The organism is Campylobacter sp. RM12640 (genome assembly GCF_020137595.1).
GTDB lineage: Bacteria > Campylobacterota > Campylobacteria > Campylobacterales > Campylobacteraceae > Campylobacter_E.
Genome location: NZ_JACGAU010000027.1, coordinates 1 through 21,401, shown reverse-complemented (window position 1 = coordinate 21,401; position 21,401 = coordinate 1). Strand labels below are relative to the sequence as shown.

Sequence of the window (21,401 nt, the reverse complement as noted above, 5' to 3'; positions counted from 1 at the left end):
ATTATTTTTTTCTACAAGAGAAAGCATTGTATCGCTATGTATTTTAAAATCTTCAGCAATTCCTGCTGCTTTGTTAAAATCACTTGTAAAAAAGCCATCTTTATCAACTCCGTATCCTAATACTTCACCTACCTTTTTATCATCTGCTTTATTATCTACTTTTTTAATCTCGTTATTTGTTTCTTTTTTGCTTATATTAGTTATTTGATATGTTGAATAAGAATTTATTTTCATAATTATTCCTTTATTTTAAACTCTTTTATCATATAAATTCTCGCTATCTTTATACGCCATTAAAATAGCTAATAAATCTCTTTCATCTTTGATATTTTGAATATCAAGTTTGCTAAGTATTTCTTCCATATTTTCACGAGTGCTTGTGCCTTTTACTTCTATGGCTTCGTAAGGTTTTTCTTTAATTTGTTCTTCTTTTTCTTCTTTTAACTTATTCTCATCATAAAAATCTTTTAATTTTAAATATTCTTTTTTAAAGTCTTCTATGCTGATTTCTTCATTTGCAAACAACATTTCTAATCTATTATCATTATCTTCAAATGATTTTTTAAACTTTTTATCACTTAAAGATAGTTTGTCTATGGGATTTTCTTTTAAAAATTCTAAAAGCTCTTTTAAATCATCGTTATTTTGATAAAAAGCTCTTTGATATATTGAATTGTTTTCAAATTTAAACAAAGGTTGAACTTCTAGCTTAAGTGATACAACCCAAGCAGGATCACACTTATTTACTTTAAGAGAATCTTTTGTGCTTAATATTTCTTCATTTGGGTCTTTTTCGTAAGTAATTATTCCTTTTAGCATTTCGTTTTCTAAGGCTTCATAAATCTTACTGCCTTTTTCATAAGCTCCTATTTTACTAAGCACAGCATTTGGATCATATGTGCCCCATTCATCTTGTGGGGCGTCTTTTAAAATATTTGCGATTTGTTCTTTTAGATTATCTTTAGGAGTTTGAGTGGTTGGAATTTGATTTTTAATATTTGTTTGATAATTTATATAATTGTTATTTGTTATTTGCATTTTAAACCCCCGTTATTTTTCTATATCGGTAGGTTTAAAAAAATATTAATAGATATTTAATTTATATCTGAACTCTTTTATAAAAATCCTTAGCATTAGCCCTAAAATCATTTGAATAATTATTGTTTAATAAAGCATCTACTGCTAAACTCTGACTTAACTCTCTTACCTTTTCTTTTAATTTTTTCTCATCTTCAAACTTATCTAAATAATCTTGGATTTTTTCCTTGCTAAGTCCCGTTAATAATTCTAGCTTTGAAATATCTATGCCTTCATTTGGATTAAGCTTACTTAGTGCATCTTCTATAATCATTCTTTCTTTATATTCATCTTTAATCTTAGTTGCCCCACTATCGCTTACCTTAAGCCCTTGTGTGCCACCTAGAAAACTTACAAATAATCCTGTATTAGAAATCTCACCATCTTTTATATAAGGACTTAAATCAAAATTAAGCTTTCTGCTATTATTTACGCTTAAATCATAATCAAACTTAAAGCCTATTTGTAAAGCATTTTCCTTATTCTCATAATACTTATTGCCAACATTTGCGTGTGAATAATCAAATGTATAGCCATTATTGATTTTAAGTCCAACCAAATCAACATAATTTGGCATATTAGCAATATCATCTTTACTAAACTCGGCTACATTTCCTACAATTTGCTCGTATAATCTAAATTGGTGTTTGATAGTGTCTGCGTAATCAATATTTTCATAAATATTATTAAAAATCCCAACTTGTGGCATAGTCATTAGGTTATTTTGTCTTGAGATTTCTTTTAGTGTGCTTGAATGGATTTTAAAATCATTTGGCAAGCCTGCAGCTTTGTTAAAATCAGCTCCTAAAAAGCCACTACTATCAACGCTATAACCAAACTCGGTAGCATTGTAAATCTTAGCTTTTGTTAAATCTCCTTGCCAAGATATATTAGAATTTAGCTTAGTTAAATCGTGAGTATTATCAAATACCTTAAATCTTGAATTATTAAACCTATCTATAAAGATATTTGAAGCGTCTATTATGTCTTTATCTAGCGAATACTTAGCTTGAGTTTCTAGCTTAGGATTTACCCTTGCAAATTCGCTTGCAAAAATAGATGAAAATGATACACCTGCAGCCTTTTGAGCTTTTTGAAGTTTGGCTTCATCAAAAATTGAAATACTTTCTATTCTCATTTGCTCTCCTTTAAATATTTATTTAAAAAAGCAAAAATCATTCCTTAATATTTTGTTACTTTTTTACACAACTTATAAAAAATATAAGTATTTTTATTATTTTATTTAATATTTATAATTAAGATTAGCTTTAAAAAATTAAAAAGGATTATAAATGATACAGATGCGTTAGCGTCTAGCTAAACTTTCTAGCTAGACGCAAAAATGAATAAAAAGCAAGCGTGGGCTAGAAAGAAAATGTAAAAACATTTTCTTTAATTGTTGTGCGGTAAGCACCTTAAAAATTAAAGGAAAACAAATGAAAAAATTATTAATATTTTTATGTTTATTAAGCTTAAATGCTGATGAAAAATTAATCAAAATCGGAGTAACTCCATATCCAACTGCTATGATTTTAGAAAATGTAAAAGACTTGGTTGAAAATCAAGGATACAAACTAGAAATCATAGAATTTGATAATTACATAGTCCCAAATTATGCTCTAAATGATAAAGAATTAGATGCGAATTTTACTCAAATTAGACAATTTTTAGAAAGCTTTAACGAAGAAAGAGGGACAAATCTAGTTAGTGCAGGAAAAATATTTCTAGGTCCAATGGCAGCGTATTCAAATACTATTAAAGATATTAAAGATTTGCCTAAAAATGCCTTAGTTTATATACCAAGCGACCCTATTAATGGTGCTAGAGCTTTAGATTTACTAGCCTTAAATAATATAATAAGCTTTAATGAAGATGCAAAATCTAGCACAAAATCAGTATTAGATATTAAAGATAATCCATTAAAACTTACAATAAAAGAAATAGAAGCTCCACAACTTACAAGAACACTTAATGAATGTGATTTGGCGATAATTAATACAAATTACGCCCTATTAGCAGGACTAAATCCTATTAAGGATTCTATATTGCACGAAAGTAGCGATAGTGATTATGCTAGCGTTTTAGCTGTTAGAGCCAATGATTTGAATAGCCCTAAAACTAAAGCTTTGCTTAAGGCTATGAGAAGTGAAAAAATGAGAGAGTTTTTAAATACTAAGTTTAAAGATATATTAATTCCAAGTTTTTAAGGAGAATTTATGCTAAAAGCAAACAATCTTTCTAAAATATCATTTAAAAATCTTTATATTGAGCAAAAGAATTTGAGTGATTTTAAGAGCAAGAACGCAAGTGAGTGGGATAAAAAAGCTCAAAGTTTTAATGATTACGCAAAACACGAAGCTTATGTGAGAGAATTTTTAAAGCAAGTTGATTTTAGTGGGTGTGATAGTTTGCTTGATTTTGCTTGTGGGAGTGCTTTTTTAGCTAAGCACTCTTTAATAAATAATATTACTTTATGTGATTTTTCTCCTAAAATGCTTGAGTTTGCTAAGATAAATTGCCCTAATGCAAGGATAATTCAAGGCTCTTATGATGATTTAGATGGTAGTTGGGATTTGGTGTTTGCTAGTAGGTGTTTAGATGTTAATGACCTAGCAAAAGCATTGCAAATTCTTTTAAACTGCACGAAAAAAAGGCTATATTTTACATATAAAATTGACAATTCTTACATACACGAAAAAATCATAAATGCCCTTGATTTAGACATAATTGCAACGCCTAATTATATTTACGCTGCAAATATTTTAAATGAGCTTGGGTATTTTTTCACTTTAAATAAAATCACTATAAAAAATCAAAATTATTATAAAACTTATGAAGATTTACAAAAAAGCGTTGAGTTTTCTTACAAAAAACTAAATGATATTCAAATTGAAAAACTAAAAAATCTATATGAAAATGATAAAGATTTAATCAAACAAGAATTAAGCTGGGCTTTATTTTGCGTAGAAAAATAAGCCCCATATTAAAGGGGCTTAAGATTATTTAAACTCTATTGTAAAAGTATTTTTAGTATTTGAAAGATACTCAAATCCTGCTTTAGGAACAAATTTTATAGTATCTTTTGTGTATGAAGAATTTGAAATATTATGAAAACTATTATTAATAAATTGAGTGCTATTATAGGTTGGTATAAAGTCAATTTTAGACAATAAATCATCTAAAATAATATTATCTTTAATAAAACTTAATTTCCCATCTACCTCATCATAATACCCAAAATCATAATCTTTTTTAAATTCTAAAGCTTGATTAGTAGTATTAATATCTTTAAACATTAAGCCTGTATAAGCTATATCATAAACATTATTATAAGTTATATTAAACTCATCTTTACCATCTACATAGACACTGATTGTAACCTTTTGTAAAGGTCTTGGCTTGTCCTTTTTGAAAGTAAATTGCGTAGTATTTTTATAGCTTGCCTCATCTTGCGAGTATTCGTTTAGATTAGATAATCTTGTATTTTCTCCTAAATTATTAAAAGCCAATTTAAATGCTTGATTTAAATCGTTTTTGCTAATGTGTAAGGTTTTTAAATTGCCTTCATTGACTACTAAACCATTTAAATTGCCTACATCTATCATTAAATTTATATCATTTTTAAACTTTGTTGGAACAAATTTGTTATTAGAATTTGAACTTAACAAATAAAGATTATAAACCAAGCCTGCATTATCTCCTAGCATAAGTTTATCATAAGCTATATTTTTAATACCTATTGAATTGTCTTGATTAAGTTTGCATTTTTGCATATCTTTTTTGCAAGTTATATATTCGTTTTTAATAGCCTTTGTTTGTGATAAAAACTCAATATTTAAGGCTTTTTTAATAGGTATAAAACAAGAAATTTTTCCATTTTTTAAAGTATTTGCACTATCTAAATCAAATTCATCTTGAATACAAATATCTAATTCTTGGTCGTGTTTTGTAAAATTAGTTTCTGCTAATTCTATTAAACCATCAGTAGCTAAAGGAAAATTAATATTTAAATCAAACTTACCATTATTTATAAAAGCTACTCCATATTTTTCTTTATTTCTTACACGATTGTCGTTAGCAAAAATTGTAATTTTATTATTTTCATTATTTAATAAGGCAAATTTTTTAGTAGTATTATCATAACTAATCACTAAATTAGCTATTCCAATTGCTAGATTTGAATAATTTTTCAATTCTCTTGATACAAAACTATTTAAAGTATTTTGAAATGCTTCTTGATTTAACGATGAAATGCCTAAACTAAATTCTTTAGGTCTAATAGCAAAATCATTGCTAGCAAAAGTATAGTTATAATTATCATTTATCATTTGTTCGCATACTAATTCATTGTTTTGATTAGTCTTTTCAAAATACTGATTATATTTAATACTTGTTTGTTTGATTGCTTGATTTGTCTTTATCCTAAGGATTAATTCATCATTTAATAAATACTTACCAGCACACGCACCTTCAGTGATTTTATCTATTTTAGAATTTGCATTATAGACATTAAGAATTTCAAAATTAGAATTAGGCAAAAAGTCAATATAAACTCTACTAATATTTGAATATTTATTGCTAAGCCCTATGAAATATTCTTCATTTTCTAGCATAGTATTTACTAATTTTGCCTTTTTTGCATTAGAGTTTTTAGCATTATTTATAATTACTTTTTCATTATTATTGGTATATAAAGTATATATATTTTGATAATCATTTACTAAAGGAATACCAACAGAACCTTTGATTATACTTTTACCACTTTCTTGAAATATAGGTCTTTCAAAACCCCTAATTCTTTCTGTGATTTCAATATTTTTTTGATTAATTAAACAATTGCCTAAATTAAAAACCAATTCTTTAGTATTTTCTACTAGATTTAATTGGCATTTTGATTGTTTGCTACCACTCATATAATATTTAGCGTCAGCTTCTCTTTTTAATAAAGCTTTATTTCTATCCTTTAAATAGATTTTTTCATTTTTAATTTCTAAATTACTAGCGTCTGGATAAAAACTTAATTTAATTTCGCCTTTAGCTATCGCATTTAAAGCTCTTAAATTAATACTAAATTTAACTTCTTCTCCTGCGAATGTTGATTCATATATACCCTTTCTAACAAGAGAGCTTTTATGAATACTATAATTTGTAATCAAATCACTTGAATAATACTTACTATTTTGATGAGAATATTTAAAATTACTAGACCTAATTACATTCTTACCTAAATTACTTGTATCATAAGCAAAAATATCAAAAATATAGCACTTACCTTCGTTTTGTCTAGGTAAAGGATATGATGAGTATTCATTATATGCAGCTCTTAAATTCTTTAAAAATGCCTTTTCCTTAAAAATATCACTATAAAAAATATGAGAATTTTTAGCTTGCATATTTCTTATTTGCTTAAATCTGTCTTCCCAATCGCTAGTCATATTAACACTTGGATTTGCTATTATGTAGTTATAAAAGTCGTTAATTAATTTATTATCTTCATTATTTGTAGTTTTTATAGGACTTTGGTCAATTAGATAATAAACAGCATCATTTAAAGTCTTTTTATATTCTATTTTAATTCTACCGGTAGTATCCACTGAATACAATTTATAAAGCTCTTCTATATATGTTTTAATATTATTTTTATTTTCTACTATAAATGAAAAACTATCTTGATTAGAATTAATTAAGCTCTTATAAGAATTATCATCAGCACTTGATGAATAAAATTCTAATGTATTTGGGTTTGCTTTAGCATTGATTATATCTAAATACCCCCCCCCGTTGAGCTTTTTATCGTTATTTAGACAATATACAATTTTATCATTTTTATTTTCTGTTTTTATTCCTAAGCTAGAACATAATTTTAAATAATCTCCTAAAAATCCATTATAACCATTAACATTACCTAAAGATGGATTTAATAAACAATCATTTATTTGTTTAGAATAATTTTTATCTTGATAAGCATATACAATACCGAACTTTAATTCATCTGCAAAAATTAGCAAATTAAATAAAAGTAATACAATAATTTTCAAATAAAGCTCCCAAGATATATAAAATTTTTCTTAGTTTAGCATAAATTTTTTGTAAATTATAAGAAAAATTTGAAGATTTTTAGAATTTAAAATATGAAAATTCTTCTAGTTAAATTGGCGGTAAATAAATTTAGGAGTAAAATAATCTTTTATCAAAAAGGATAGATTATGAATAAAAATACCTTGATTTTAAGTTTTATTATTGCTTCAAGATTTTTTGGGCTTTTTATTGTTTTACCTGTGATTAGCTTGTATTCGCATAAGTTAAACGGAGCTAATGATGTATTGGCTGGACTTATTGTTGGAATTTACGCAATTTTTCAAATGATTTTTAGTGTGCCTTTTGGAGCATTAAGTGATAAAATCGGTCGTAAAAAAACTATGCTTATGGGATTAATAATCTTTATAATAGGTTGTTTAATTTGTGCAAGTGCAAGTGATATTTATACAATGCTTGTTGGTAGGGTTTTACAAGGTATGGGAGCAATTGGCGGGGTTGCTACTGCTATGATTGCTGATTTAACTAGCGAAAAAGATAGAGCAAAAGCAATGGCGTTAATGGGTGGAGCTATTGGACTTAGCTTTGTTGTAGCTATTATTTTGGGTTCTGTTATTGCTAGTTTTTTAGGGCTTGGGGCTTTATTTTATATAAGTGCGATTTTAAGCATTTTGTGTATTGTATTATTAGCCTTTTTACCTAAAGAAAAAGAAATTATAAAACAAGAAAAAATCCCTTTTAAAGAAGCATTCATAAGTGCTAATTTAAACAAACTTTATCTAACTTGCTTTTTACAAAAAATGCTAAGCTCAAGCACCTTTATGCTAATTCCTTTAGCTTATGTAAATATATTTCATAAAAATAGTGATAATTTATGGATTATTTATAGCGTGGCTATGTTTTTTGGATTTTTGGCTATGGGAGTTGGTGGAGTTGTTGGCGAGTCAAAAGGCAAAAGTAAGACTATATTATTAAGCGGAGTTGCATTATTTTTCCTATCATATTTGATATTTTTAAGCTCTAGTTATTATTTATTTTTCTTAGCTGTTATTTTATATTTTATTGCATTTTGTCTGCACGAGCCTATTATGCAAAGCTCAATTTCTAAAATTTGCAAAGCTAGACAAAAAGGTTTGGTATTAGGATTTTCAAATTCTTGCGGATATTTTGGCTCGTTTTTAGGAGCGTTTTTATGTGGGATTTTTATGCACGCTGATTTGGAAAATGAGTTTTTAATGCTGATTGCTTTTGTTTGTGCTATTTGGTTTTTTATCCTAAAAACTATGGATAATCCTAATGATTTTAAGACTTATAAATCTAATAAAGCTCCTTTAAAAGAAAGCGAATTTGTTATAGATATTAATAAAAAAGATGATATTTATTTAATCAAATATAATTCTAAGAAACTAAGCGAAGAAGAATTACAAAAATTATTTTAATAGATTAAAAAAGGTATAAATTATTAATTTATTACCTTTTTTTATATTTTCAAATTCTAATGATTTAACTCATAAACAATCTAAAATCAAGTTTTTCGTGAGCTAACATTCCTAAATCTAATTCGTGATGAGTAGAAAACAAATGATATTTATTTAAATCATTTTCATCTAATAATTGCAAACTAAAAAATCCTTTTTCTATAAAACTTTTAGCAATTTGCATTGATTTATCAGCAGAGCGTTTAGCTAAATCTAAATTAATATGTAATAACTCGCTTGATTTTTTATAAGATAATGGTATAGCACGAGTTGCGTTTTGAGTTAGTGTTTTTATACTTGAATATGCGTATTCAACAGCCATATTTTGCCCCAAAACACTAAAAGCAATAGCAGGATTGCAAAATTCATCATTCTCACAAGCCTTATAATACCAACTTGCATATTCATCGTGCATAAATTCTGTATTTTTTAAAGTAGCTCTTGCCATACTAATACCTGCAGCCTTGCATTCAGCACTAGCCATTGATGAATTAGCTACTTTTGCTAATTTTAATAAACTTAATTTTTTACCCTTTAAACCACAAGCAATAGCATAAATAGCACCATCGCTAGTAGCAAATACATCTAGCATATAACTTTCTAACCATTTTTGAAAGCTTGAAGCGTCTTTTACAACGCCCCAAGAAATATAGCTTTCTAAACCAAAACTATGCGAATAAGCACCATTTGCAAAGGCACTATCAAATAAAAACTGCCCTAACATTAGTGATGATGACTCGCGTGTTTTAAAGCATGACGCAAAACTTTTTGCGTTTTTTCATAGCTTACTTGATTTTCTTCTAGCCACTCAATTATTAAATAATCATCTTCAACTATCATAAAACCATCTTCAAAAACAGCAGGCATATGTCTATTGCCTATTGAATGAGCTACAAAACCCATTTGCATCATATCTTTTGGCTTAATCAAAATTACACTCTGTGGCAAACATTCTATTACAAAAACTCTCTTATCATCTTCGCCTAAAACATCGCCATTATGAAAATGACCATTATCTAGGCTTATGCCAATTTCTACTCCACTATCACTTGTTAAGCGAAGTATGTGTTTTAATCTATCATCAGGCGAAACTTTTACATTATCTATCATTTTGCCTTTAGTATCATAATCTTTTATATTGCCTAGTATGGTTTTTACTATCATTTTTTCTCCTAAAATAAATAATATCTTTGAGTTAGTGGTAATTCTGTAGCTGGTTCGCTATATGCAACTTCTCCATCAACCGTTACTACATAAGTTTGTGGGTCAACTTCAATTTTTGGAGTTGCATTGTTTAATTTCATATCAGATTTTTTAGCACTTGCTGCACCTTGTATTGGTAATACTTGTTTTTTAATTCCGTATTCTTTAGCAACATTTGCATCTACTGCCATTTTGCACATAAAACTATAGCAAGTTTCGTGTAATGCAACACCTAAAGCACCAAACATTTTTCTATGCATTACTGGTTGTGGAGTTGGAATTGATGCGTTGCTATCTCCCATTACTGAATGTAAGCAAAATCCACCTTTAATTATTAATTTAGGTTTAGTTCCAAATGATTTTGGATCCCATAATACTAAATCAGCAATTTTACCAACTTCAACACTACCTACATAAGTAGAAATTCCTGCTGCTATTGCTGGATTTATTGTGTATTTTGCAATATATCTTTTAATACGCTCATTATCAGAATATTCACTATCATTACCTAATGCTCCACGCTGGATTTTCATCTTATGAGCTGTTTGCCAAGTTCTACTTACAACTTCACCAATTCTTCCCATAGCTTGAGAATCACTACTCATAATTGAGATTACACCCATATCGTGTAATACATCTTCAGCACCAATTGTTTCTTTTCTAATTCTACTATCAGCAAAAGCAACATCTTCTTTAACATTTTTGCTTAAGTGATGGCAAACCATTAACATATCTAAATGCTCTTCAATAGTATTAACCGTAAATGGCATTGTTGGGTTTGTTGAAGCTGGTAAAATATTTGGCTCGCCTGCTAATTTAATAATATCAGGAGCATGACCGCCACCAGCACCTTCAGTGTGGAATGTATGAATGGTTCTACCATTAATTGCTGCTTTTGTATCTTCTACACAACCATATTCATTTAATGTATCTGTGTGAATACCTACTGATACATCAGCAATCTCTGCAGCTTTTAATGCGTTATCAATAGCACTTTTTGTAGTTCCCCAGTCTTCGTGAATTTTAAGTCCTGCTGCACCTGCACGAAGTTGCTCTAAATTCACTTCTACATTAGAACCATGACCTTTAGCATAAAGACCTATATTAATAGGTAAATCATCAGTGCCTTGAAGCATTCTTTTTATATTAAATATACCAGGGGTGCAAGTTGTAGCCTTAGAACCATCGTTTGGACCTGTTCCACCACCAAATAAAGTAGTAATACCATTGCTTAAAGCTTCATCAACTTGTTCAGGATTTATAAAATGTATATGAGTATCAATCCCGCCTGCTGTAACTATAAGACCTTCTCCTGCAAGTGCTTCAGTGCCAACTCCAGTTACAAAGTCAATATCATCAGTAATATCAGGGTTTCCACCTTTACCAATTGCGTGTATTTTTCCATTTTTAATACCTATATCTGCTTTATAAATACCTGTATAATCAATTATAAGTGCATTTGTAATTACTAAATCAACTACATCTTTATCTAAAAATCTTGAGTTTTGACCCATACCATCACGAAGAGTTTTTCCACCACCGAATTTGCACTCTTCGCCATATTTTGTATAGTCTTTTTCAACTCTAGCAAAAAGATTTGTATCAGCTAATCTTATACTATCACCAGTAGTTGGTCCAAAATGAGATGCGTATTCTGCTCTAGTTATTTTAAACATTATTGCTCCTTATTTATCTAATTTACCATTGATTTTGCAATTTTGTCCCCAAACTTCACGACTACCTGCTAAATCAATTAACTTAACACTTTTTTTCATACCTGGTTCAAAACGAACTGCAGTTCCACTAATAATATCTAAACGCTTTCCACGAGCTTTTTCTCTATCAAATTCTAAAAGTTTATTTGTTTCATAAAAATGATAATGAGAACCTACTTGAACTGGTCTATCTCCTGTATTTACAACTTCAATTTCTATACTTTCACGACCTTCGTTGCAAACTATATCACCTTGTGCATAAATTATTTCACCTAATTTCATAATTCCTCCTTAGTTAATTGGATTATGGATAGTTACTAATTTAGTTCCATCTTTGAAAGTAGCTTCAATTTGAACTTCATTTACTATATCAGCAACACCTTCCATAACTTGGTCTTTGCGTAAAACATTTTTACCTTCGTTCATAAGATCGCTTACGCTCTTACCTGCTCTTGCACCTTCCATTACATAATCACTTATAATAGCAATTGCTTCAGGGCAATTTAACTTAAGACCATTGTCTAAACGCTTTCTAGCAACTACTGCTGCATAGCTTAATAAGAGTTTTTCTTGCTCTTTTTTTGTTAATGTCATAATTTCTCCTTTACAAAATTAGTTTTATAAAATTATTATATTTTTATTGTCTTGCTAAGATTAACTTCATACCTCCTTTATGCAAAAAATTGCTTTTAATATCATTAATATATTTCATAGCTAAATCATTATCATCTGATGAAATTCTAATAATATTAGTATTATTAATAATACTTGAATGAGCTTTTAAATTCTCATTATGAATTGTTTTAAATTCCACATCGCCTTTTATAATCAATGTATAAAAATAGTTATGATTATAAAGAGAATTTAAACTACTATTAGAGTTATAATAAAATATATCATTAATACTTAATTTATTATTGATAAATATTCTTAAAGATAATTTTGCTTTAAATTGCGAATTTGCATAACCTAAAAATCCACCATCTAAATAAAATAATCTTGAATTATCATTCATAAAAATAGTAGTTTTGCTTGAAAAATTTGAATTCTGATAAAAAATATTAGCATCATTATGAAAAACTAAAATAGAATTATTATCAAGTTCTATATTTGTTTTTAAACTAGAAGTGCCTTTATATATTTTTTGATTTGATTGAGAACTTAAAGTAGCCTTAGAATTAAATAATTTAAAGCTTTGAGCGTAATTATCTTGATTTACAAAACCACCACCTAAAGTGCTAAGATAAGCAAAAAAATCTTCATTTTCGCTATCTTCTCCAAATCTAGTTGGAACTTGAATTAACCTTTGCATACCTTGTTGGTAATGCTCTTTTAAATGGTTATTTTCAAGTGTTATTTTTAATAAGCTCACTCTAAGCCTTTAAGAAGACAATTTTTCTCAATCCAATTAATAACATCAGACAAACCTTCATCTTTTTTAAGATTTGTAAAGAAAAAGTCTTTATTTTTCCTAAAATGTAAAGTATCGCTTTTCATAATATCAAGATTTGCACCAACATAAGGAGCTAAATCGGTTTTATTAATTATAAATAAATCAGATTTAATCATTCCAGCACCTGCTTTGCGTGGGATTTTTTCACCTTGTGCCACATCAATTACATAAATACTAAAATTAACTAAATCAGGACTAAAAGTAGCAGCTAAATTATCCCCACCACTTTCTAAAAAAAGTAAATCTAAATTAAATTTCTTTTGTAATTCATTTAATGCAGCTTCATTCATTGAAGCATCTTCTCTAATCGCAGTGTGCGGACACCCACCAGTTTCTACACCTATAATTCTTTCTGGTGGTAAAACGCTGTTTTTCGCTAAAAATAAGGCATCTTCTTTTGTATAAATATCATTTGTTACAACGCCTATTTCATAATCTTTACTCATAACTCTTACTAACCTTTCTATTAAAAGAGTTTTACCAGCTCCAACAGGACCACCTACACCTATAATGACAGGTTTTTTCATAACAATCCTTTAAAAAAAATTAATTGTGGCTTTTAGTTTAGTTTTATCAAGCTTAAAAATTGCTGAATTATTTAAAATTTAAAAAGTTTATATAATTTTATTATTAATTATTTATTTATAATAATTATATATTATTTAATTTTTATAAATAATTTTCATATTTTGTATAAATTTTGCATAAATTTAAATAAAAAAAAAAAAAACAATAAATTATTTATAAAGATTAAGATTATTTTAATTTTAATCAATCTACAATAGGAAAATGTATTTTTGTTTTACAAAAAGATAAAAATCATTTAAAAATAATTTTAAGGAGTAAATCATGAATAATGATTTAAGAGGAAATGCCACAGGTATGACCTATGTCATATTCTTAATCGGTATTTTATTTCTTTCTTTTACTGCACCTTGGCAAAAATTATCTAACTTTGACCCAGCTACAGGTGCTTTTATGCGTTGCTTGATAGGAACTATCTGCCTTATTCCTTTTGCAATTATGGAAGCTAAAAAAATCGGTAAGCTTACCAAAAAAGGCGTATGGCTATCTATTTTAGCTGGACTTGTATTAGGGATTGACTTTACTGCGTGGAATTATTCAATATTCTTTGTAGGTTCAGGAATTGCTTCAATTCTTTTAAATATTCAAGTAATTATGTTGCCAGCTTTAGCATTTATTACAGATAGAGAAAGAATTCCATTTAGCTATTATTTCATAGCACCTATAATGCTTGCTGGTGTTATCTTAGCTGGTGGTGCTTTAGAAAATGGTATAGTTGATCCAAATGGCCCTCAAGAAGTATTTGGTACTGGTATTATGGCAGTTGGAACAATTTGCGGTCTTACTTCAGGATTTTGCTATGGAATTTACTTATTCGCTAGCAGAAGAGCAGGAAGAATTGGAAACGGACAAGTTGTTCAACCTATCTTAATCTCAAGTGCTGCTCAACTTGTAGCTCCTGTTGTATGGGCGTTCTTAATCACAGGAAATGGTTTCATATTTGACCAAGGTGTTATGGTTGATACTGCTGCTGGTATTAAAGCAATGCACTTACCACAAGCTGCTATAGAAAGCGTTACAAGTCCATTTGGTAATGTGGCTTTAGGTGATCCTATCACTGGAATGAACTGGTTATGGATGATAGTTTTAGGAACTGCAGGTCAAGCTGCTGCTTGGACATTTGCTCAACATGGTTCAGTTAAACTAAACCCTACTTTAGGTGCTGGGTTATTAATCTTAAGTCCAATAGCTACTGTTGCTTTAATCGGACCTCTTATGTTTGGCGAAAGCTCATCATTATTACAAAAAGTTGGTGTTGTGATTGCACTTCTTGCTGTTGCTTACCAAAACGGCTTAATTACTGCTTTAATGAATAAAATTAGAGGCAAGTAAATATTTAATCTTCCTAAATTATTAGGAAGATTACTTACAATCTTTACTTATACTATTATCGTAACTACAAGCTATATTTATATAAGCTTTTTTATTTTCCCCGCTAAGCTCTTTTGCCTCATCTAAAAATAATTTTGCACTAAAATATTTTATAGCGTTATTATTTATTATTGTATTAATCTTGCAACCATCATTTAATAATTCACATTTTGTATAAGCATAATTCCCTAAAGCACAAACCATAGGCTCATCATCATTACAAGCTCTTGCATAATATTCATAAGCTTTTTTGAAATTCTTTTGCTCTAATGCTTTTTTAGCAATTTTAGTATCATTTGAATTTGAATTAGAACTAGCTGCATTTAAGGCTGATTTACCAACACTATAAATAACTTTAATAGGAATTGTAATTGCAAAAACAACAACAGAAGTTGCGACAGAAGCCACACCACTTATTAAAGAACTACATCCTAAAAATATAAATAATATAAAACTAAAAATTATTTTCATATTAATCCTTTAATAAAAAACGCTAATATTAGCAAATGAAAGTTTTAAAATCACCTTGTTTTGATAGTTTTGAAGTAAAGGGTTCTAAATTCTTATGCTATTTTGAACCACTTAATATTAACGAAAATGTTCGCACTAGACAAGAAGAATTAAGAGCCGAGCATTTTAAATGCGTTCATGTAGTCTATGCTAGTAGAGTATTAAATGAATTTGGACAAATTGTAGAAAATCAAAGTGATGATGGAGAGCCTAAAGGAAGTAGTGGAGCACCTGCTCTTAATGTATTAAGAGGAGCTAATATTGTAAATGCAGCTTGTTATATAGTAAGATATTTTGGTGGAACATTATTAGGAGTTGGCGGGCTTGTAAGAGCATATTCAAACGCAGTTAATTTAGGAATTTCAAAAGCTAATGAGCTAAATCTACTTTCTAACTATATAAAAAAAGAATCATATTATATAGAACTTGAATATAGCCAAATAAATAAATTAAGTTATATTTTAGATAAACTAAATATCGTTTATTCTAAAGATTTTGGAGCAAATGTTGTATTTTATTTAGAACTTAGCACAGATGAATTAGAAGAATTAGAAAAAGAATTGATAGATTTAAGATTAATTTTAAATAAATTATAAGGATATAAAATGAAAAAATATATGATGATTGTTAGCCTATTATTTTTAAGTGCTTGTAAAAACGAAGATATACAAAAAAGTGTCAAAAATTGCTTAAACGAACTTTCAAATCAACCAAGTGAAGCTGTTTTTGATAAATGTTTTTATTATGAAAATGAATTTCAAAGACAATTAAGTATTAATTTTGAAAATGTATTACCTAAATTATTTAATAATTATGGTGGAATTGCAGAAATTAAAGTAGATATATTAAATAGTTCTAATAATAGTGCTGAAGTGCAAATTATTACTAAATTTAATAATGGTTTTGTTAAAAATGAAAAGAGAAAAATGGTAAAAATTGATAATTTATGGAAAATGTCAGCAGATATTATAAAATAAAAGGCTTGATAATCAAGCCTTTAAATTATTTTACACAACAACTTGTTGCACCTGTATTTTTTAGCATCCAAATTGATTTTTCATAACTAGCAATTTGCTCTTGAGCATAAGCTGCAGTAGTTGTATCTCCTGCTTCTTCAGCAAATTTATTTAACTTTTTAAACTCAGCTAATAAGTATTCATAATCAGCTAATATAAGTCCAACTAATTCAGTAGCTTCAAAGCAAGTTTTATCAGTTCTTGGAGCTTTTGAAGTTTCCATTAATTCTTTTGGGCAAACTATAGCTTTATGTCCTAATTGTAATAATCTTTCAGCACAATCATCAAACATTTCAGCCATTTTTTCATATGCTTCTTCAGTATATGAATGAAGTGCAAAGAATTGTAATCCTTTTACATTCCAATGGTAGTTATGAAACTTTAAAAATAATGCATGTGCATCAGCTTGTAATTGTAATAATTGTTTTTCTAATGACATTCTGTCTCCTTTAATTGAATTTGTATTGCATTATAACAAAAATAGATTAATTAATTTTTATTACTTAATAATTTTTATTATTTAAATTAAAAATATTTTTCATTTTCACTAGTATTATTTAACTATAAATTGATATTCTTAACAAATTTATAAAAAAAGGAGAAATATGAAAAAATCATTATTAGCACTTAGTGCAGTAGCTATTATGTTTATAGGTTGTGGAAACAAAATCAGTGATGAGCAAGTTAAAAATTTTGAAACTTCATTAAATAATTCTATTAAAAACGAAATTGAAAAATTAAAAGTTCTAACTGCTATGTTTGAAATTCCATCTAATGTAAATATTAGTGATTACAAATGTGAAAATAAAGGTGATTATGCAGAATGTAAGAGCAAAGGTATTGATGTTATTATAAATAATCAAAAAGTTTTAAGTGTTGAAGAAATAAAAATTGAAACAAATGGATTTTATACTGGAGATAAAAAAGGAAGTGTTAGCATAAAAGAATTAGCAACTAATACTCCTAAAGAAAGTTTTTATAAAAGCGAAATAAAATCAATTAAACTAGGTGAAATAGCTGTAGGATTTGCTAGTATGTTGGCTATTTCTGATAATAAATTAGGAATACTTCCAGAACTAGCAAAAGATGAATATTCTATCAACACAATTACTAAAACAAAAGATGTGGCAAATAATGGAAATGTTAAGGTTGAATTTAAATTAATCGGCAAGCATAATAAAAATGAATTAGCTTTTGCAATAGATTTAGATGTATTAGATAAATTCTTTGAAATATGTGATAAATTAAATATTACTTATAATATTGATAATTATAAGATTGATAATGTAGATACACTTGATAAATACGATATGGATAATAAAGAATTTGCAGAATCTTTATTAATTAATTCAATTGAAAGCAAAATAAATATTAACAATAACTTAAAAGCTATCAAAGAATATGTAATGCAAAATATTGATAAAGTCCCTGAACAATTTAGACCAATTGTTGATAGTTTTTTTGCTAATACACCACACAAATTTGAGCAAAGTTTAAAAGTTAAAAACAAATATAATATGTTAAAAGCTATAGAAGAAAGTGAAAATCAATTACCTAAAGACTTTAACGATAATGTAGAAATAAAAATAAATGGTATGAATTTTACTCAAATAAAATAAAAAAATCCTATTTCAAATTCTAGAATTTGAAATAGGAATAAAACTTATTTTTTCTTACTTTCGTTAAATTTTAATAATTCTTTTTTAACTACTGGAGCTAATAAAAATAACGCTAAAACATTAGGTAATACCATTAAAGTATTACATAAATCAGAAATACTCCAAACCAAATCAAGCTTTAGCATAGCACCTATAAAAATACATAAAACAAACACTATTTTAAATATAGGTAAAGCTTTATTTGAGAATAAATATTGCACATTAATTTGAGCGAAATAATACCAGCCAATAATGGTTGTAAATGCAAAAAACACAAGACAAATTGCAAGTAATTTCACACCAATACTACCAAAAGCAATGCTAAATGCCGAAGTAGTTAGTTCAATACCGCTAAGACTTAAATCAGCTCCGCTAAGTAAGATTATAAGAGCAGTTGCTGTGCAAATAAATGCTGTATCAATAAATACTGCAAGCATTGCCACAAAACCTTGAGAAACAGAGTTTTTAGTAGTTGCACTTGCGTGTGCGTGTGGTGTACTTCCCATACCTGCTTCGTTTGCAAAAAGTCCCCTTGCAACCCCATATCTAATAGCTTCTTTAATACCAATTCCAACAGCTCCACCAGCTACTGCTTCAAGTCCGAAAGCTTGTTTAAAAATCATAGAAAATACATTGCCTATATTTTCGTGAAATGCTATTAAAATATAAACTGCAACCAAAACATAAAATATAGCCATAAAAGGCACTACAAGTTCAGCAAATCTAGCAATCCTTTTAACCCCACCAATCACCACAAATCCTGCGATAATTGCAGTAATTGCTCCTGTGATTTTCAAATCCACTCCAAAAGCTTGATGAATTGCACCTGAAATAGAATTGCTTTGTGTCATTTGACCCGCACAACCAAGTGCAACAATAATTGCAATAGCAAAAAATCCAGCGAGCAAATTGCAAGTATTAGCACCTAATTTTTTCTTAAGACCAAGTTTTATATAAAACGCAGGACCTCCGATATAATGTCCGTGCTGCCATACTTTGTAGCGTTGTGCTAAAACACCTTCAGCTAAAATTGTAGCCATACCCAAAAATGCACTAGCCCACATCCAAAATATAGCTCCTGCTCCACCTAAATTAATAGCAGTTGCAACGCCTATGATATTACCTGTTCCAACTTGTGCTGAAATTGAAATCATCATAGCTTGTAGGGCTGTTATTCCGGAATTTTTTTTCTTACCTTTTTTGAATAAATCTCCAAAACTTGCACTCAAGCCTTCTTTAAAATAGCGAAATTGCGGAAGACCTAGATAAATAGTGAAAATAAGACCTATTCCAACTAAGGCAAATACAAGAACATAAGCAACTAAAACTCCATTAATTTGCTCAATAAATTGATGAAAATCCATATGAAAACCTTGTTATAAATTAAAAAGTTTTAAGTCTAACAAAAAAAGTAAAAATTTTGCTTAAATTAATATTCTTTTGCAATCTAATTTAATAAATTTAAGCAATAAATACTACTAATTATAAAATATTAATAAAATAGCGTTATTAAAATAAATAAAATAATTAAATTGTGTTTTCATTAATTTAAAAATTAAATTGTAAAAACATTATTTAAAAAATTCTTTAAATACGCCAATATCTTGGCAAAATAAAAATTAATTCAAATTCCTTAAAAATATAAATAGTAAAATATAGCTTTTATATAGGCTATAAAATCAATTTTATCAACACAACTTATTTGTAGTATAAATAAAATATTTTAAATTAAATAATTTTTTAATTAATAAGCAATAAAAATGAGTAGCTAAGCTAGAGCATTATTAAAAACTCTAAAATACTTAGAATATATGCAAATTAGATTTTAAATTGCAAACCTAATTCTACTACAACCTTTCAAATTATAAAAAATAAATTCAAATACAAATTAAGTAAAGATTAAGAATGGGGGGGGGTATTATACTGATTTTACAAAAAGCATAATGCAAAACATTAGGCTTTAAACCAAATCAAAAGGAGATTAAATGAAAAAATTATTAAGTTTTGCAATATTTGCATCTATGTTAGTTGCTTGTGGGAGTGATACTCCTAAAGCTGATGATACTCCAGATGTTGTAGTTAAAAAATGTTTGAAGTTAGTGATTGAAGAAGATAAACAAGCTGTTAAGTGCTTTAATTTTAAATCAGAAGATGAAAAAAATATTTTATTAGAAAAAATGTCTTATAAAGCAAAGGGCATTAAAGAAATGGGTAGTGTTAAATCAATAAAAACAAACTTAGACTATGAGTTAGGAAGCTCAGCTGGAGTTAGATATAAAGTAACATTTAATAATGGTGAAAGTTTTTCTAAAATGGCGGAACTTACAAAGATAAACAATACTTGGTATATGGAACGCTAATTTTAGTTATTACAATTTAAGATTTATTGGAATTTATTTTAAGGACAAATTACAAGCTTCATTGATAAAATACAATAACTTAAACTCTTAAAAACATATTATGGAATTTAAAAAATTTTAGTGTCTAATTTATTTTAACAATAAAATTAAGCTAAACTTAGCTTTTAAATACTTTTAATACTCTAGAATTTCAATCAGGAATTTGATTTTTAAAGAGTGGAAATCTAAATCATAATTTTTATAATAATTCTTAAAGTAAGATTTTATTATCACTAAAGTCATATTCAATCTCACTAACTTTGTTTAAATCTTTATCTAGCAGCTTTTTTTGCTTCATCACTTGCGAAAAATTCTTTACAATTTTTATCATTTGCATTTATATTTTTAATACGCAAAATACTATTTTTAGCACTTACTTTTATACAAGCAATGCCATTTATTAAAAACTCTCCATTAGGATTTATAGGTGCATAAGTCATATCGCTAATCTTAGCAAATCTACCTTGTGCTACAAAAAAAGCAGAAATATCAGAAATTATTATTGATAAATTAGCTGCGTTTTGTTTATGAAAATTAGACTCACTTTTAGGCTCTTCGGATAAAATATTATAAGCTTGTGCATAAAAAAAATGCTGCTGTTTTTTTATCCATACTCACACCATCACCTTTAGCATACATTAAAGTTAAAGTCCCGCAAGCTTCAAAATCTCCATCATAACAGCTATCTTTTAAGCTTTTTATATAAGCATTTAATATCGTAAAATATAAAAATATAAAAAATAATTTTTTCATAAACTTTACTTCTTATTTTCGTAAATTATAAATTAATAATACACTAAAAATACAATTTCACCTTTAAACTAGCTTGTATTATTTTTTAAAATAAAAATATTTATAAAATAATATATTTTATAAAAATTTATAGGTTCATTATCTTTA

Annotated in this window: 23 protein-coding genes and 1 pseudogene; 8 read left to right on the top strand and 16 right to left on the bottom strand. The window is 27.6% G+C overall.

Going from position 1 to position 21,401, the window contains the following annotated elements; all coding sequences use genetic code 11:
- The 3 genes and pseudogenes from AVBRAN12640_RS08760 to AVBRAN12640_RS08750 form a co-directional block, all read right to left on the bottom strand.
- A pseudogene (locus AVBRAN12640_RS08760) lies at positions 1-234 on the bottom strand (hypothetical protein); the annotation flags it as partial.
- Between the two features lie 15 nt (positions 235-249).
- A complete protein-coding gene (locus AVBRAN12640_RS08755; RefSeq protein WP_336609006.1) occupies positions 250-1,038 on the bottom strand; it encodes a hypothetical protein in 789 nt (262 codons plus the stop codon).
- A 61-nt stretch (positions 1,039-1,099) separates the two neighbouring features.
- Positions 1,100-2,215: a Cj0814 family flagellar-dependent secreted protein gene (locus AVBRAN12640_RS08750; protein ID WP_239803353.1), complete on the bottom strand. Its 1,116-nt coding sequence runs from the start codon at positions 2,213-2,215 to the stop codon at positions 1,100-1,102.
- A 298-nt stretch (positions 2,216-2,513) separates the two neighbouring features.
- Between AVBRAN12640_RS08750 and AVBRAN12640_RS08745 the strand changes: the two genes are divergently transcribed.
- Both AVBRAN12640_RS08745 and AVBRAN12640_RS08740 read left to right on the top strand, forming a co-directional pair.
- Complete coding sequence (locus AVBRAN12640_RS08745) at positions 2,514-3,284, top strand: MetQ/NlpA family ABC transporter substrate-binding protein (protein WP_214119677.1); 771 nt, start codon at positions 2,514-2,516, stop codon at positions 3,282-3,284.
- A gap of 9 nt (positions 3,285-3,293) precedes the next feature.
- Complete coding sequence (locus AVBRAN12640_RS08740) at positions 3,294-4,052, top strand: class I SAM-dependent methyltransferase (protein ID WP_336609007.1); 759 nt, start codon at positions 3,294-3,296, stop codon at positions 4,050-4,052.
- A gap of 24 nt (positions 4,053-4,076) precedes the next feature.
- Here AVBRAN12640_RS08740 and AVBRAN12640_RS08735 read toward each other — a convergent pair whose 3' ends face one another.
- On the bottom strand, positions 4,077-7,115 hold the full coding sequence (locus AVBRAN12640_RS08735) for a hypothetical protein (RefSeq protein WP_336609008.1): 3,039 nt from the start codon (positions 7,113-7,115) through the stop codon (positions 4,077-4,079).
- A 168-nt stretch (positions 7,116-7,283) separates the two neighbouring features.
- On the opposite strand from AVBRAN12640_RS08735, the gene AVBRAN12640_RS08730 reads away from it, so the two are divergent.
- Complete coding sequence (locus AVBRAN12640_RS08730; RefSeq protein WP_336609009.1) at positions 7,284-8,552, top strand: MFS transporter; 1,269 nt, start codon at positions 7,284-7,286, stop codon at positions 8,550-8,552.
- Positions 8,553-8,616: 64 nt separating this feature from the next.
- On the opposite strand, the gene AVBRAN12640_RS08725 is transcribed toward AVBRAN12640_RS08730, so the two are convergent.
- From AVBRAN12640_RS08725 to ureG, 7 genes are read right to left on the bottom strand one after another with little or no spacing between them, the layout of a single operon-like run.
- A complete protein-coding gene (locus AVBRAN12640_RS08725; RefSeq protein ID WP_214118754.1) occupies positions 8,617-9,315 on the bottom strand; it encodes an urease accessory protein UreF in 699 nt (232 codons plus the stop codon).
- A complete protein-coding gene (locus tag AVBRAN12640_RS08720) occupies positions 9,315-9,755 on the bottom strand; it encodes an urease accessory protein UreE (RefSeq protein WP_214118756.1) in 441 nt (146 codons plus the stop codon). The genes AVBRAN12640_RS08725 and AVBRAN12640_RS08720 overlap by 1 nt, the downstream gene beginning before the upstream one ends.
- An 8-nt stretch (positions 9,756-9,763) precedes the next feature.
- Entirely contained in the window at positions 9,764-11,470 is a 1,707-nt protein-coding gene (gene ureC, locus AVBRAN12640_RS08715; protein WP_214118758.1) for an urease subunit alpha, read from the bottom strand.
- Between the two features lie 9 nt (positions 11,471-11,479).
- Positions 11,480-11,791 (bottom strand): urease subunit beta, encoded by a 312-nt coding sequence (gene ureB / locus AVBRAN12640_RS08710; protein ID WP_214118760.1) that lies wholly within the window; start codon positions 11,789-11,791, stop codon positions 11,480-11,482.
- A gap of 9 nt (positions 11,792-11,800) precedes the next feature.
- Positions 11,801-12,103, bottom strand: a complete 303-nt coding sequence (locus AVBRAN12640_RS08705) for an urease subunit gamma (RefSeq protein ID WP_214118762.1) — start codon at positions 12,101-12,103, stop codon at positions 11,801-11,803.
- A gap of 43 nt (positions 12,104-12,146) precedes the next feature.
- Positions 12,147-12,881: an urease accessory protein UreD gene (locus AVBRAN12640_RS08700; protein ID WP_214118764.1), complete on the bottom strand. Its 735-nt coding sequence runs from the start codon at positions 12,879-12,881 to the stop codon at positions 12,147-12,149.
- Entirely contained in the window at positions 12,878-13,489 is a 612-nt protein-coding gene (gene ureG / locus AVBRAN12640_RS08695) for an urease accessory protein UreG (RefSeq protein WP_214118767.1), read from the bottom strand. The genes AVBRAN12640_RS08700 and ureG overlap by 4 nt, the downstream gene beginning before the upstream one ends.
- A gap of 322 nt (positions 13,490-13,811) precedes the next feature.
- On the opposite strand from ureG, the gene AVBRAN12640_RS08690 reads away from it, so the two are divergent.
- Positions 13,812-14,879: a DMT family transporter gene (locus tag AVBRAN12640_RS08690; protein ID WP_214118769.1), complete on the top strand. Its 1,068-nt coding sequence runs from the start codon at positions 13,812-13,814 to the stop codon at positions 14,877-14,879.
- Positions 14,880-14,909: 30 nt separating this feature from the next.
- Here AVBRAN12640_RS08690 and AVBRAN12640_RS08685 read toward each other — a convergent pair whose 3' ends face one another.
- Positions 14,910-15,389, bottom strand: coding sequence for a hypothetical protein (locus AVBRAN12640_RS08685; protein WP_214118771.1), 480 nt, complete (start codon positions 15,387-15,389; stop codon positions 14,910-14,912).
- 35 nt (positions 15,390-15,424) lie between these two features.
- Between AVBRAN12640_RS08685 and AVBRAN12640_RS08680 the strand changes: the two genes are divergently transcribed.
- Together AVBRAN12640_RS08680 and AVBRAN12640_RS08675 are read left to right on the top strand one after the other, a co-directional pair.
- The gene (locus AVBRAN12640_RS08680; protein ID WP_239803348.1) at positions 15,425-16,024 is read left to right on the top strand and encodes a YigZ family protein; all 600 of its coding nucleotides are present in this window, start codon (positions 15,425-15,427) and stop codon (positions 16,022-16,024) included.
- A gap of 9 nt (positions 16,025-16,033) precedes the next feature.
- A complete protein-coding gene (locus tag AVBRAN12640_RS08675) occupies positions 16,034-16,405 on the top strand; it encodes a DUF4878 domain-containing protein (protein ID WP_214118775.1) in 372 nt (123 codons plus the stop codon).
- 25 nt (positions 16,406-16,430) lie between these two features.
- Here the strand turns inward: AVBRAN12640_RS08675 and AVBRAN12640_RS08670 are convergent, their stop codons facing one another.
- A complete protein-coding gene (locus AVBRAN12640_RS08670) occupies positions 16,431-16,883 on the bottom strand; it encodes a Dps family protein (RefSeq protein WP_214118777.1) in 453 nt (150 codons plus the stop codon).
- 166 nt (positions 16,884-17,049) lie between these two features.
- On the opposite strand from AVBRAN12640_RS08670, the gene AVBRAN12640_RS08665 reads away from it, so the two are divergent.
- Positions 17,050-18,063 carry a JlpA-like lipoprotein gene (locus tag AVBRAN12640_RS08665; protein ID WP_214118779.1) on the top strand — a complete coding sequence of 338 codons (1,014 nt, stop codon included), beginning with the start codon at positions 17,050-17,052 and terminating at the stop codon, positions 18,061-18,063.
- Positions 18,064-18,107: 44 nt separating this feature from the next.
- Here AVBRAN12640_RS08665 and AVBRAN12640_RS08660 read toward each other — a convergent pair whose 3' ends face one another.
- Positions 18,108-19,466 carry an alanine/glycine:cation symporter family protein gene (locus AVBRAN12640_RS08660; RefSeq protein ID WP_239803346.1) on the bottom strand — a complete coding sequence of 453 codons (1,359 nt, stop codon included), beginning with the start codon at positions 19,464-19,466 and terminating at the stop codon, positions 18,108-18,110.
- A 621-nt stretch (positions 19,467-20,087) separates the two neighbouring features.
- Here AVBRAN12640_RS08660 and AVBRAN12640_RS08655 point away from each other — a divergent pair.
- Positions 20,088-20,462: a hypothetical protein gene (locus AVBRAN12640_RS08655; protein ID WP_336609010.1), complete on the top strand. Its 375-nt coding sequence runs from the start codon at positions 20,088-20,090 to the stop codon at positions 20,460-20,462.
- A gap of 311 nt (positions 20,463-20,773) precedes the next feature.
- Here the strand turns inward: AVBRAN12640_RS08655 and AVBRAN12640_RS08650 are convergent, their stop codons facing one another.
- Positions 20,774-20,941, bottom strand: a complete 168-nt coding sequence (locus tag AVBRAN12640_RS08650) for a hypothetical protein (RefSeq protein ID WP_336609011.1) — start codon at positions 20,939-20,941, stop codon at positions 20,774-20,776.
- Positions 20,942-21,068: 127 nt separating this feature from the next.
- Positions 21,069-21,254: a hypothetical protein gene (locus AVBRAN12640_RS08645; protein WP_336609012.1), complete on the bottom strand. Its 186-nt coding sequence runs from the start codon at positions 21,252-21,254 to the stop codon at positions 21,069-21,071.
- Between the last annotated feature and the right edge of the window lie 147 nt (positions 21,255-21,401).